11 protein-coding genes and 2 tRNA genes are annotated in these 14,505 nt (G+C 33.8%); 7 read left to right on the top strand and 6 right to left on the bottom strand.

Annotation, left to right across the window (positions count from 1 at the left end):
• Positions 1–30: 30 nt before the first annotated feature.
• Positions 31–2,094, bottom strand: a complete 2,064-nt coding sequence (locus LKV13_RS03175) for a LysM peptidoglycan-binding domain-containing protein (protein WP_229089316.1) — start codon at positions 2,092–2,094, stop codon at positions 31–33.
• A complete protein-coding gene (locus LKV13_RS03170) occupies positions 2,051–3,013 on the bottom strand; it encodes a hypothetical protein (RefSeq protein WP_229089313.1) in 963 nt (320 codons plus the stop codon). The genes LKV13_RS03175 and LKV13_RS03170 overlap by 44 nt, the downstream gene beginning before the upstream one ends.
• 94 nt (positions 3,014–3,107) lie before the next feature.
• On the opposite strand from LKV13_RS03170, the gene mfd reads away from it, so the two are divergent.
• Both mfd and LKV13_RS03160 read left to right on the top strand, forming a co-directional pair.
• Positions 3,108–6,473 (top strand): transcription-repair coupling factor, encoded by a 3,366-nt coding sequence (gene mfd, locus LKV13_RS03165; RefSeq protein ID WP_229089309.1) that lies wholly within the window; start codon positions 3,108–3,110, stop codon positions 6,471–6,473.
• A gap of 12 nt (positions 6,474–6,485) precedes the next feature.
• Positions 6,486–7,679: an acetate kinase gene (locus tag LKV13_RS03160; protein ID WP_229089305.1), complete on the top strand. Its 1,194-nt coding sequence runs from the start codon at positions 6,486–6,488 to the stop codon at positions 7,677–7,679.
• Between the two features lie 49 nt (positions 7,680–7,728).
• Here the strand turns inward: LKV13_RS03160 and LKV13_RS03155 are convergent, their stop codons facing one another.
• Both LKV13_RS03155 and LKV13_RS03150 read right to left on the bottom strand, forming a co-directional pair.
• Positions 7,729–8,274: a DJ-1 family glyoxalase III gene (locus LKV13_RS03155; RefSeq protein WP_229089303.1), complete on the bottom strand. Its 546-nt coding sequence runs from the start codon at positions 8,272–8,274 to the stop codon at positions 7,729–7,731.
• A 19-nt stretch (positions 8,275–8,293) separates the two neighbouring features.
• A tRNA-Met gene (locus tag LKV13_RS03150) sits at positions 8,294–8,367 on the bottom strand.
• A 413-nt stretch (positions 8,368–8,780) separates the two neighbouring features.
• Here LKV13_RS03150 and LKV13_RS03145 point away from each other — a divergent pair.
• Complete coding sequence (locus tag LKV13_RS03145) at positions 8,781–10,325, top strand: glycoside hydrolase family 3 N-terminal domain-containing protein (protein WP_229089722.1); 1,545 nt, start codon at positions 8,781–8,783, stop codon at positions 10,323–10,325.
• Here the strand turns inward: LKV13_RS03145 and LKV13_RS03140 are convergent.
• Positions 10,315–11,274, bottom strand: coding sequence for a DHH family phosphoesterase (locus LKV13_RS03140; protein ID WP_229089301.1), 960 nt, complete (start codon positions 11,272–11,274; stop codon positions 10,315–10,317). The two genes, LKV13_RS03145 and LKV13_RS03140, sit on opposite strands and share 11 nt — an antisense overlap.
• A gap of 130 nt (positions 11,275–11,404) precedes the next feature.
• On the opposite strand from LKV13_RS03140, the gene cdd reads away from it, so the two are divergent.
• Positions 11,405–11,866 carry a cytidine deaminase gene (gene cdd / locus LKV13_RS03135; protein ID WP_255643251.1) on the top strand — a complete coding sequence of 154 codons (462 nt, stop codon included), beginning with the start codon at positions 11,405–11,407 and terminating at the stop codon, positions 11,864–11,866.
• A 5-nt stretch (positions 11,867–11,871) separates the two neighbouring features.
• On the opposite strand, the gene LKV13_RS03130 is transcribed toward cdd, so the two are convergent.
• Complete coding sequence (locus LKV13_RS03130; protein ID WP_229089299.1) at positions 11,872–12,246, bottom strand: hypothetical protein; 375 nt, start codon at positions 12,244–12,246, stop codon at positions 11,872–11,874.
• 103 nt (positions 12,247–12,349) lie between these two features.
• Between LKV13_RS03130 and LKV13_RS03125 the strand changes: the two genes are divergently transcribed.
• The 3 genes from LKV13_RS03125 to rpsD all read left to right on the top strand — a co-directional run bounded on the left by LKV13_RS03125 (position 12,350) and on the right by rpsD (position 14,490).
• Complete coding sequence (locus LKV13_RS03125) at positions 12,350–13,708, top strand: cation diffusion facilitator family transporter (RefSeq protein ID WP_229089295.1); 1,359 nt, start codon at positions 12,350–12,352, stop codon at positions 13,706–13,708.
• Positions 13,709–13,765: 57 nt separating this feature from the next.
• Positions 13,766–13,838, top strand: a tRNA-Met gene (locus LKV13_RS03120).
• 25 nt (positions 13,839–13,863) lie between these two features.
• Positions 13,864–14,490 carry a 30S ribosomal protein S4 gene (gene rpsD / locus LKV13_RS03115; RefSeq protein WP_229089292.1) on the top strand — a complete coding sequence of 209 codons (627 nt, stop codon included), beginning with the start codon at positions 13,864–13,866 and terminating at the stop codon, positions 14,488–14,490.
• The last annotated feature ends 15 nt before the right edge of the window (positions 14,491–14,505 follow it).

Here is a 14,505-nt window from a genome sequence, read left to right as displayed (position 1 = left end):
GCAATCTTTCCTGGGAAGTAATTGATCTTTTCAAGACAAGATTTTCAAAATAGTATCAGCAAGTATCATAGAATCTTGATCTCTCAGCCTAGCAAACCTAATCGCCCAAGCTTCCTCATCAAACGCCAAATTCCTAACTTCAACCAAAAATTTGGTCTTAACAATATTATTTTTTAGCACATAAAGATTTTGTCCCTTAACGTAAACACTCCTTTTAAAACCCTTTGTAATTTTTTCAAGAACAGCCCTAGAATGTGAATCTGAATTCTTTCCATCTTCATGTTGGTAATAAAACCCCATACTCCTGGGTGCCCCTACACTATTGTCGGCATGCAAGCTAATATAAAGCATGTCTTTCTCGTCAATATTTTTATACTTGTTTACAAATTTACGGACAACGGCTAATCTTTTTTTTAAACCTTCTTGGGTTCCACTTATCCAAGAATCAACTGTATCATTTTTGTTTAAACTATAGTCGTTGTAAACTTCATTCTTAACATTAACAAATGTATTATTGGCGGATACGCTATCTCTGATCAGATGATCGGGAGCCAAAATGGTAAGCTCAACATTGGCTCCATACTCTTTAAGATAAACATAAAGCCTTAAGGCAATATCATAAACGTATTCATCTTCAACAACAAAAATTTCATTTCCAAGGCCATCTCTGGCTTTAACAATAGCACCAGGATCAAGGCCCCCATGACCAGGGTCAATAATTACTAATTTATTCTTAAGCCTATTATTCTTAACTGGTCTAGATCTGACAAGACTTTCAAAACTTTTAAAAAGCTGACTTGCCTTCTTGTAAGCATTAAGAGGTGAGCGCCAATCCTCTGAATAAAATTCACTCGGTTGGCTTATCTTTTTAGGTTTATACCAATAATAAAAATCTCCATTAACTTCAAATATCGGTATTCTAGGATCCAGAACAACTAGGGCACTTATATCAAAAGAATCCCCCCTCCCTAAAACACTGGAAACGTTTAAATCCAACTTTTTATTCTTAGCAGAATTAACATTTGCAAGAGCTCTAACCTTACTCCCAGAGTTACTGACCTTCTCCGCAGGAGCTCTTAAATCTTTACTAGCAATATCAGAATCTTTTGGTTTGTCATAAATTTTAAGTTCTTGCTTATAGGAAATATTATTTCCACCTAACTTATTCCATCTCTTAAGTTCTTCAATCAAAACCCCATATTTACGAGCAATACTATATAGGGTCTCTCCAACAGACACCTTGTGCAGAAGAAAACCTTTACCACTACTCTTTTCTACCTTTGGGCTCGCATTCCCAAGGCTTAACAAACTCCCTTCAACAATCTTTGAAACCTCTAAAATCGAATCTGCTTTCAAATTTATCGCCTTCTCGCCATTAAGATTAACAAGATGCTTTGAGGTCACACCGTAAATATATGCAATCTTACCAAGAGTTTCACCCCTCTTTACATAATGAAAATTGATATCATTGGAGGCCTTCTTTAAATACAATTTCTGACCAACAATTAAATTTTCGCCCACCAAAGAATTTAACCTTATAATATCTTTATTACTAATATCAAAATCCGAAGCTAACCTAGAAAGCGAATCACCCTTCCTAACCACATATGGCTTTAAAAAATCGGGCTCATCCACCTTTAGTTTAGAGTCAACTTTCAAACGCCTAGAACTTAAATTATTCCAAGCAAGCAATTCCTTGTCTTTAATCCCATACTGCTTTGCTATCCCCTCAATAGTATCATTTGCTTTAACAATATGAACCTTTGAGTTAGAACCATTATCGCTAATCCCAGTCCTTTCAAGGCTCTTCTTCTTGCCGATTTCACGTCCACCAGAGGCTTTTGGAATAATCAACGCACGTCCCAATTTAATATTATCAGAACTCAGCTTATTTATCCTTTTAAGATCCCCTATTGGAACCTTGTACTTAAGAGAAATAGAATACAGGGTATCCCCTTTAACCACCTCATGTTTAAAATCTGCATACAAACTTAAGGAACTTACGATCCCAAAAAAAATACTAATTCCTTTAATCGCAAAAATTAAGCAACTAATATTTCTCCTTAACTCCGGTATTCTGAACAGCATAATCATAAATTATCCAATAAAAATCATACTTTTTAAAGAAAAAGGTATAGCGTTTAACTATATAGAAATGACTATCATCAAAATACAAGTCAGCAATAACTTTCCCTGTAGAGTCTGTGTAAGTTGTTTCAACAATAGAAAATTTACTAGGAATTTTTGAAATATCAGCACCACTACCGCTCCATAAATATTCCTTATACTCCTCCAACATATTACTAGAACCTGATTTTAGTTCTTGTTCATAAAGGTATGCCTTATTTTGATCATTTAAGATGAAACTCTCAATATCGATATACAAGAAAAACTTCTCTTTCTCCCCAAGACGCAATGCCTCAAATAAATACTCAACAATCTTATCAGGAGACAAATTTACTCTTTTTAAAACGCCCTGTATCTCACTATTGGATGCAATATTGGAAAAATCTACCTTCTCAGCAATATCATCCATCCTAGGTTTTAAAAACAATGTGATAACATTAGACTCTATACGTTTTTGCAAATCCGAAATATCTGGGAAAAATACACCCTTTACAAAATAAACTCCATCCTTATCAAACTGTACAAATTGATTTAAACTCATAACTACAGAAAATTTCTCATTAGGTCTTAAAGTCAGCGTTCTGACAGGAATTGCAACATTTTTTGATCTATCCTTGACATACTCAATAGGTCTCTTAACTCTCATATTGGTAGTACCTGTAACATCAAAATCGAACCCAAAAGTATTAATGTCCCCCATCTCAAGTGCAATCAAATCATCAGATGAGTTGGCAAGTGAAACTTCAACAGAAATATTACTATTAATACGATAAATTGACTGATTGAAAAATCTTATCTTAAAATCAAGACCTTTGTAATCTCTAGAAAAAAGAATAACAGGAACAAACACAAGCAACAAAAACAAAAATAACCTTCTAAATTCCATAAACTCCTCAAAACCCTTACATTATGCGTAAAGAAACCGATGGTAACTATAATATATAATATTATACTAAACTACAGAAACAAAAAGGTAAAAGATGGATATTGAAAAAGAATTAACTGCCAGACTAGGGGGTAGTAGTGATTTAAAAAAAATCAAACAACTGGTAGAACAAAAAGTACCGTATACATTATTGGGATGTGAAGGATTTTTCAAGGCTTTCTTAATAAATAAAATCAAGGAATACAGCAAGCACAAAAGTGTTATTCTAATAGTTAAAAATGAACACATATCAGACGAAATCAAAGCCGATTTAATGCAAATCACAGATCAAATATACGAATTCAATTACTTCAGTTCTCTTGCATATAAAGGAATCAGTTCAAAAAGCAAAGTCTTTAATGAACGAGTAAAATTCTTGGTCAACTTTTATGAAAATAATCCTGGCATCTATCTTGTTGAAATAAAATCTCTTCTTGGCAAAATTCCTAATAAGAAACAACTGTTCAAAAACATCTATAAAATTCAGAAAGGAAAGACAATCAACGTAAAGGAGTTGGGGAAAAGCCTCATAAAGCTAGGCTATGAACAAACAACAAGAGTTACACTACCCGGAGAGTTTACCATAAAGGGAGAGGTGATAGATATATACTCGTTTGTTAAAACAGATCCAATAAGAATCACATTAGAAGTTGACAAAATAGATGAGATAAAAGCATTTAATCCCCTTACTCAACTAAAAGAAGGCAATGAAATTTCTGAGTTTGAAATCATACCTAGGAAGGAAATTATATGGAACGATTCAAACATGAACAGACTAGGGCAAAAAATAAAAGAAAATGAATATAAAGAATTATTTGAAGATCTTAAGACAAGACATGCTGCAAAAGCAGAGGAACTTTTTTATTCATTAACAGGAGATACGTATCTGGGCCAAGAAATCAATCAAGATATCCCCATTATCAATTTCGAGATCTCAAACTTGCAAGAAGAGATAAAAAAAATTCATAAAGAGCATGAAAAGCTTTACAGTCAAGCAATAGAGACAGGAAGAAAGACAATTACACCAAAAGAAATTTTCACAAATTCAAAAGACTTAAAGTTGGAAACTAATGTCTTCTTTTCAAAACCCAAACACATTCAAACGGAAGAAGTTATAGAATTTCAAATTGAAAGCAAATCTAGCTTTTTTTCAAACATTATACTCGCGAAAAAAGAAATGACTAACTGGTTAAGGGAAGGATTTAGCGTAATAATCGCATCAGAATCTAGTTCACAAAAAGAAAAACTCAAATATCTCTTCAAAGATCTTCCGGAAATAAAAATTAAAGTTCTGAAAATATCTAGCTCACTTATAATAAACAAGGAAAAAGTAGCCATTATTCTTGAATCTGACATATTTGATAGAAAACAAAAAATAAATAAAGATTTTGAATCGTCAAAAACAAAAATTATTGACTCATTTATTGAAGTTGAAAAAAATAGTTATGTTGTTCATATAAATCACGGAATTGGAATATTTAGACAGGTAAAAAGAGTCAAAACAAGCTTCCTTGAAAAGGACTATATTGAGATTGAATATGCTGACAATGAAAAATTATTTATTCCAATTGAACAAACACATCTTATCCAGAAATATATTGGGAATAACATAGAAAACATAAAACTGGACAAAATTAGTTCAAAAACATGGGAAAAGAAAAAAGCTTATGCAAAAAAAAGGATTGAAGATATAGCGGATAAACTTGTTTCACTTTATTCAGAAAGAGAAAGCATTAAAGGATTTAAATATCCTAAAGACAACGAGTGGCAATTGTTATTCGAGTCAGAATTTCCATATGATGAAACACCGGATCAGTTAACTGCAATAGCAGAAATTAAAAAAGACATGATGAGCTTTAAGGTAATGGATAGACTTTTGTGCGGTGATGTTGGATTTGGTAAAACCGAAGTAGCAATGAGAGCCGCATTTAAAGCTGTAATGGGCAAAAAACAGGTAGCAATACTTGCTCCAACAACAATTTTGGCAGAACAACACTTTAATACGTTTAAACGAAGATTTAAAAATTTTCCAATCAAAATTGCAATGCTGAGCAGATTTATAAAAAAATCAACAGAAAGAGAAATTATTAAAAACCTAGCAATAGGAAAGATTGACATAATGATTGGAACACACAAAATACTATCTAGGAATCTTGTATATCAAAACCTAGGACTCATAATAATTGATGAGGAGCAAAGATTTGGAGTAAGAGAAAAGGAAAAATTAAAAGAAATAAAGGTATCTGTTGATTGCCTTGCACTATCAGCAACTCCAATTCCAAGATCTCTCCATATGTCGTTAATCAAACTCAGGGACATATCCGTCTTAAAAATCCCACCCAAAAACAGGATTAAAATAGAAACTTATGTAGAAGAATTTAACGAAGCTTTAATTAAGCATGCCATTGAAAACGAGCTTTCTCGCAATGGACAGGTCTTTTTTGTACATCATAACATTAAAGAGCTAGACTCAATAAAAGCAATCCTGGAGAAAATAATTCCCTATGCAAGAATTGCAACCGTTCATGCAAAGCTTACAGGTGATCAAATTGAAAACATTATGCACGATTTCATAAATAAATCGTATCAAATACTCCTAGCTACAACAATAATTGAAAATGGAATAGACATTGAAAATGTAAACACAATAATAATTAACAATGCTAATAGATTCGGACTTTCGCAGCTATACCAACTAAAGGGAAGAGTCGGTAGAAGCTCACAAAAAGCTTTTGCTTATCTTTTGTACAAAGAAGGCTCATGTTTAAATGAAAGTGCTGTTGAAAGACTGAGGTCAATATCTGAATTTTCCGAACTTGGAGCTGGCTTTAAGGTTGCAATGAAGGATATGGAAATAAGGGGTGTTGGAAATTTACTTGGAAGAGAACAACATGGAGAAATTGAATCTATTGGATTAGATTATTATCTAACGATGTTAAACAGGGCGATTGAAGTTCGCATGGGAAAAAATACCCAGGAAAATGAAATCACAGTTGAAATCAACTACAATGGGTTTATCCCCGATAGCTATGTGGATAACGAACAAGACAAAATGTTGATATATAAGAAAATCTCAGAAATTCAGAGTGAAGAGGAAAATAAAAAAATAAGAGCTGAAATTTATGACCGATTTGGCTCCATTCCCAAAGAGCTAAACGTTCTACTTACACTAGCAGAAATGAAAATACTTGCAAAAAAACTCAATATATTAAGCCTTAAAGAAAGAAATAAATTACTGGAAATCGAATACTTAAATACAGAACTCATTCCTGTCAGAAAAATAATGGAAATAATAAAAGACAATCCTACCACACTAAAAATAAATCCGGAATGTAAAAACTCAGTTTTCTTAAACCTACAAAATACTGAAGAATCAAATAAAATTAATTACATCTATAAGAGTCTTAACTTATTGCTTTAGAACAGGGAAAATATGAAAATATTAATACTTAATACAGGAAGTTCATCATTAAAGTTTACGCTTTGCGAGTACGCAGAGGGGCAAGTTTTAGTATCTGGAGCAATTGAGAAAATAAAAGAAAGTGAGTCAATAGTTAGGATTAAAACTAGCAGTCTGGAGGAGAAAAGAGAGGCTGGTATTAAATCGCATAGGGAGGCATTAAAAAGATTGGTTAAGATTTTAACCGAGTTAAAGGCCAACCCGGATGAAATCCAGGCAATAGGGCACAGGATTGTACACGGAGGTTCACATTTTAAAAACTCATTACTACTGGATAAAAATGTTTTATCTAAATTAAAGGAAATATCTCAACTTGCTCCTCTTCATAACCCAGTTGCAATTAGAGTCATAGAAGCAGCAATTAAGATATTCCCAAATGCAAGACAAGTTTTATGTTTTGATACATCATGGCACCAAAGCATGAATGCAAATGCATTCATGTATGCCACCCCATATTCCTGGTACAAAGACTATAACATTAGAAAATACGGATTTCATGGCTTATCCTATTCATATATAACAAAAAGAGTTGCAAGAATACTTAAAAAGCAGTGTAGGGATTTAAATTTAATCATATTACACCTGGGCAATGGGTCAAGCATTAATGCGGTTAAAGGAGGCTTTTCGTATGACACAAGTATGGGTCTTACTCCACTTGAAGGGCTGGTTATGGGAACAAGATGTGGGGACATTGATCCTTCAATTATTCCTTTAATGAGTAGGTTACTTAAAAAAACAACAAGGGAAATAGAAAATATTTTAAATAATGAAAGTGGGATGCTTGGAATCTCTTGTAAATCAAATGACTTAAGAGATATTTGGAAAGAAGTAGAGGCTAATGACTATAATTCTAAACTTGCAGTTGAATTAATGGCCTACAGAATAAAAAAATACATCGGATCATACCTTGCAGTTTTGGACTTTAACGTTGATGCCATCGTTTTTACAGCTGGTGTTGGCGTTACAGACTATGGAATAAGAGAACTAGCATTGAAGGGATTTGAAAAAATAGGAATAGAAATAGACACTGAAAGAAACAACAGAGCGTGCATAAAAGACGTAGAGTCTGACATCTCAGCAAAGGGAAGTAGGATAAAAGTACTTGTAATACCAACAAACGAAGAGCTGTCTATCCTTGAAGACACCTATAACCTGTGCCGAGACTAACCGGAGAATCCCAAATCTAGAGCAACGTTCTTGTTTTAACAGATTAACCTTAAAACAAAGCTTTCTGCCTAACATCCTCAACCACTTTAGATCCCTTAACAAGTCCAAGTAAAGCAAAAGCAAATTCAAAAGCTGTACCAACTCCCCTAGAAGTAATAAAATTATCGCTAATAACAACATTTTCATCCACAAACCTACCGTCCGTAGTACCATCTTCGAAACCTGGATAGCATGTAAATCTATTCGCCCCCAAAAGCCCTTTGGCAGAAAGTACAACAGCCGGAGAGGCACAAATAGCTGCAATAAACTTGCCCCCCAAGTTCATATCTCTTAAAATCTTATCCAAATCCCTAGACTCAAAAAGATTGCTAGCGCCAGGCATTCCCCCAGGAAGTATTATTAAATCAAAATCAGCTGCACTACAAGCCGTTATTTTCTCGTCCGCCAAAAAAGCAACTCCCCTGGAACCTGAGACAACTCTATCACCATTTATACTAATAAGCCTAACATCAACACCGCCCCGTCTTAAAATATCAACAGGAACAATAGCCTCGATTTCCTCAAAACCATCTGCAAGCACAACAGCCACTCTCACAACAAAACTCCTCGACCGATGCTGATGGAGGGACTTGAACCCACGACAACTCGGATATGAGCCGAGTGCTCTAACCAACTGAGCTACATCAGCTTGTAGCCCTTAAAGTGTATAAATTCAAAAATATTTTGTCAATACAAAATTCATATACCCCCAGGCTAACCTTGTCACCCTTAATAAAATAATTATTTTTCATTTTTTTAAAAATATAGTAGAATTGTAGCTGATGGCAGATTTAAAACCTTGCCGGAAACATGTATTGGGGTCATACGTAAAAGGTCTAGAAACCGCCCGTTTTTTTATTTAAGCGTTACTGAGTCAGTAAGAATACTGTCTTAACTGGGCGACTTGATGAACTTACGCACCATGAAAGGCAAAAGATCAGCGCGACCTGGATGAAAAAGATTATTTGTTTTTATCTCATTTTTGCCAATAGTAATTGCTTCTCGTACGATTTTTGGTATGCAGAAGACAGAGAAAAATTAATAAACAAAATAGTCCACCAAATGAGCGACAAAGAACTACTGGGACAAATGTTTATGATAAGTTATCCAGGAGAAAAAATAACAAATTTTACTCTTGACTTTATTAGAGAGAAAAACTTAGGAGGAATAAAAATTTTTGGGTGGAATTCTGAAAGTCTATCCTCGTTAATAGAGAGCATAAATAAAGCACAGACAATGTCTCAAAAAAATAGATTTAAAATCCCCCTATTCATTGCTACAGATCAGGAAGGCGGATGGACACAGCATATAAAACTAAAAACATCAAGAACAATAGGAAATCTTGGTCTCACAGCTACTCTCTCGCCAAACGACTCTTACCTTACGGGATATCACATAGCAAATGAGTTAAATCGCCTTGGAATCAATCTTAATTTCGCACCCATAGTAGACATCTACACCCATGAAGATAATTTCACAATAGGCCCAAGGGCATATTCTAACAATCCACAAATAGTAGCTTTATTTGCTCTGGCATTTTATAAGGGACAAAAACAAGCCGGGGTAATCTCAACAGCAAAACATTTCCCAGGACATGGAAACACAGTTGTTGATTCTCATATAAAAATGCCAATAATAAATTCAAATTTAAAAGAGGTACTTGAAAATGAACTATTACCTTACAAAGTATTAATACAAGAAAATATTCCAGTCATTATGAGTGGACATCTAGCATATCCAATGCTCACAGATGGCGAAGCGATACCTGCCTCATCATCAATTAAAATTTTAAAAAAGATTCTCAGAGAAAAGCTAAAATATAATAATTTGATCATAACAGATGATTTATTAATGAACGCCGTAACGCATAAAGATGAAAGTATTTATGACACAATTGAAAGAATCATCAGAACAGATACGGATGTCTTACTAATATCATTAAACGAAAACTTACAAGAAAACGCTTACAATAGACTATTAGCTCTCATGCAAAAAGATAATGAAATAAGAGAAAATATTATTAGATCCAATAAAAGAATACTTAGAATCAAGTTGCAATATTTAAAGGAGAGAAAAAATAAGGTAGAAATTTATCCAAACTATAAAAAGGCGCAAGAAATACCCACAAGGGAAGCTAAAAGGTTTTTTGAGCAAAGCACATTAAGAGGGATAACAAAAATTAGATTAGAGAGAAAAGTTTCAAGGAATAAGAAAACACTTCTAATATCACCTTATTACCAAATGATTTCAGAAGGAAGAAAATTATTTCAAAACAGCTCCGGTTATTACTACGATTACTATCCTTTAAATGGTATCAATTCCAAAAAACTTCAAGAAATCAAGAAACTAATCGAAAATCATGAACAAGTTATTTTTAACCTTTCGACCCCCGGGAGCCTTAAATACATAGAAAATTTAAAAAAATACAAAGATAAAATAAGCATTATCGTATCTCTTACACCCCAACACATCAAAAAGCTAGACTGGATAGGAAATATAGCAATAGTCTATGGAACAACGACACTAGCATTTAAATCGGGTTTCTTAACTCTAACAGAAAGATTTAATCCAAAAGGAACAATTCCTTTAGTAAATTTCAAGTCTTAATATGTTCCCTTATATATGAGATTACCTGATTCTCTAAAAGGTTTAAAGAGCTCATCTTGATTTTAAATCCACTAGCATGCTTATGCCCCCCTCCGCCAAAAGCTTTAGCAAGCTCACCAACATCAAAATATTCCCTTGACCGAAAACCTGCTAAAATAGAACCATCTTCAGCTTCCTTTAAAATGACCAATACTTCATTATTTTCAACATTATTAAGAAGTGCATAAAATAGTTCATTAACGCCACTAATATTATTGTCCCTCCTGGAATCGAAAGGCAAAACAGTAACCAACACTTTTCCATCAAAATAAGATTTAAGGTTATTCAACATTAATCTGAGAACATCTATTGAAGATAGAGTCTTAACAGCCTCAATATAACTATAAACATCCTTAAGGCTTAAACCCTTAGAAACAAGTCTAGCTATCATTTCAAAAGGCTCAGGATCACTGTGTGATAAAAACCTAAAAAACCCCGTATCTGTGCAAAACCCAACCAGAATATACCAAGCCTCTTCTTTTGTAACATCATACCCAAATTCCCTAATTAATTTCTCAATTAAAAAAGTGGTCGAGGGGGCCAAAGAATCGATATAACTAGGAACATCAAGTTTATCACCCGATGCATGATGATCAATAACAAGAATAGGCATATCCTTTACATAAAAAACAAATTCATCTCCTATTCTATCAAAAATGGAACAGTCCAGAATGATTACAGCATAATCTGAAGAGTCAATATTAGGCCATTGAGCCAAAAACCTGTCCTTAAAAGGAATTATTTCTCTTCTAACGAAAGGCCCCTCATTGAGCATGATAGACCCCTTACCCATTCTAGCTAAAAAAGAAGCCAACGCTAGGGATGAGCCAATACAATCAAAATCAGGATCCTTATGTCCGATGATAATAAAATTATCGTATTTTCTAATAAATTCAACAGCAACTATCATAGAAGAATATTAACAAACTTTCATAGAAAAGTATTAACAAACTTTTGACACAACTAAAAATTGAAAAGTTTTTGTTCAAAAGCATAAGCAAGTGTTATAATTGAGCAAGACCATGAAATAGGGATTTTGTTTGAAAAATATCGATCTGGCTCAGATTAAGCAGGCGTTTCAGATGGCCGAAAATGCGAGGAACAATTCGTATTCACCTTACTCAAACTTTAAAGTAGGGGCTTGTCTTAAAACTAGGGAAAATTTATTTTTTCAAGGCTCAAATGTTGAAAACGCGAGCTTTGGTGCCACCCGATGCGCAGAGCAGGGTGCTATTATGAATATGGTAACTTCTGTTGGTATACAAAAGATAGATTTTATTCTACTCACGACAATTCCGGAAACTATTCCATGCGCAATATGCCTTCAAGTAATGTCAGAGTTTTTTGATAAATACACTAGAATACTCATAACAAATCCCCTCAGATTCAGCTCTAGCCAGACAATCTTAAAGACTTATATGCTTAAGGATTTACTTAAAATTCCATTTGACAAAGAAGAAATGCTAAGGATTTCTATTAAAGGAAAGGGAGAGCCAAACTAGAGGGCTCAATTTAGAATACCAAAAGAAACAATAGCACTGGCGAGGGCTTTCAATTTGCTGGCCTCCAGAGTACCCGCGGAGGAGTCAAAAACTTCCAGTATAAGCTTTTTCTCGCAAGGATTAAACTCATAACCTACATCCTCGCTATCTAAAGACAAAAAGCTGATAATTGGTAAAAACTTATCGATAAAAGCATATATTCCCTCATCAAAATCAAAGTTTTCATAATAATAGCTAAACACACTCTCTAAAGATTTCTTATTAAAGACTTTAAAAAAATCATAAAAAACACTCTCAACGGCTTTCACATCATTGATTAAAACTTCATCCCCAGAAATCGCTCTTTTACATTTTTTAACAAAAAACTGAGCTTGTAACATAAATCTCCCAATTTAAAACATTATTAAATTCATTGAACATAAAAAAAAATACTGTTATACTCACAGGTAAAATTATGCAACAAAAGCAAGGGAAGGTGCAAGTATGGTTAAGGTCATTAATAATAAAAATATTAACAGATATGTAAATTTAAATCTTGAAGGCCTAACACAAGATGAGTTCTACATAGCTTATATAGAAAGTCATGACAAAGCCATTTCATACATTAAAGCAAAAACGAAAGACAGGGAAATCGAAGTTAACGATTTTTATATCGATCCAAATTTTAAAGCAGAAGGAATAGAAAAAATAACATTTAACAATTTGATTTACTATGGGAAAAAAAACAAACTACAGGGAATTTCCTGCGAAATTACTGAAGTAAAGGAAGAGCTTAAAAGCCTAGGATTTATCAATAACAACGGGATATACAAAAAAGACTTAACACCTGAAATCAGAAAAGATAAGTTCATAATGGGAATTGGACTTGCATCAGTATTAGCAGAGGTAGTATCAATCGCTTCCAAACTTACCGTAGGAATACTTTTCAATTCATTTGCACTCATAGCAGACGCATTTCATGTGCTCTCAGATTTTGTATTATCATCAATTACCTATTTTAGCCTCAAAATCACAAATAAACCCGAAACAATTTATTATCCTTATGGATACAAAAAAATGGAAAATTTAATATCATTTATCATAGGAATAATTATAATAGCAGCAGGTTTTACAATATTTCTAAACTCAACAGGATTGAATAAGTTAATTAGCCTTGGCGGCGAATCTGGATTTCACATTCATTACCATCCCAATCAACCTAGCGGTCATGAACATGACCATGATCATTTTCATGACCACGAACACAGCCATTCTAATTCACATTCACACAATCATCAAGAAGATGATAAAAACAATATTCTTGAAATATTTTCCAATAAATCTTTCAAAAAAAGTATTTGGATACCATTAATACCCTTCATATTTTTCATAGTAAAGATGATTGAATATCTAGTAAAGTTTCAAATTGGGAAAAGGTATAACAACTACTTACTTCTAGCGCTATCGTCTGCTGATAAAAACTGCATATTCTCCCATGGGGGTACTACGTTAAGTTTATTACTTGCAAATTACGTATGGACAGGTTTTGATAAGATCATATCTATATTTATTAGTTTTATAATTATTAAAGAAGGTCTGCATGTAATACTAAAAAATGCCAATAACCTTCTTTCAAAACAAGACATAGACTTAAAAAGAGAGATAAAAGATACACTGAAAAGTATTGACATAAACTTGAAAGAGCTTAATTTGTCTCATGAGGGAAACCATCTAAATCTTTATGCAAAATTAGATTTAAATCATGAAAGTGACTTAAAGAGTTTGATACGACAAATAGAAACAACAAAAGAAATTATTAAAAAACAACACAAGGAAATATATGAAATGTATATTTTAATATGAGGAAATAAAATAATTGACACTTCCAACAAAGTTGTGTTAATATGCTAGACTGTAAGGCGCAGGGTAGAGCAGTTGGTAGCTCGTCGGGCTCATAACCCGAAGGTCATAGGTTCGAGTCCTATCCCTGCTATATCGCTTTAACGGATGGAGAATGGATGAATAGGAAAAGTATAGCTAAAGGTAAAATGGTTAGAAGGTTTGGTGTCAATATTTTTGAACAGCCAAAGTATGATAGGCTGCTTAAGAAGAAGCCCAACCCACCCGGAATGCATGGGAGATCTAGGAAGGGTAAGGTTACGGAATATGGAAAACAGTTGGTGGAAAAGCAGAAGGTGAAATTCACTTATGGTGTGAATGAGAGACAGCTGACCAATATTTTTAAAGAGGCAAGAAGGCATCATGGAGTTACTGGTCACAACCTTTTGGCTTTGCTTGAGAGAAGAATCGATAATATTGTGTACCGAGCTGGATTTGCGATTTCAAGAGCCCACGCGAGGCAAATAGTTTCGCACGGAATGATCGTACTTAATGGAAGAAGGGTTACGATTCCGTCCATTACTCTGAGGGCGAATGACGAGTTGTGGGTAAAGGAGAAGGATAGCTTGAAAAAAATGGTCCGGTTCAACATAGAAAGGACATCGGCTCTTAGGAAGCTTCCGACATGGATAGAAGTGAACGCTGATGCTTTAAAAGTGAAGGTGGCTCGCACCCCAGCAAGGGAAGAGATACCTACTCTTGCTAACGAACAAATGGTTGTTGAGTACTATTCTAAGAGAGCTTGAGGTGGGTGTGGCTTG

This window comes from Candidatus Borrelia undatumii, from assembly GCF_020882015.2.
In the GTDB taxonomy this organism is placed as follows: domain Bacteria; phylum Spirochaetota; class Spirochaetia; order Borreliales; family Borreliaceae; genus Borrelia.
Note: the sequence above shows the minus strand (reverse complement) of the source record. Positions and strands in the feature narration are given on the sequence as shown.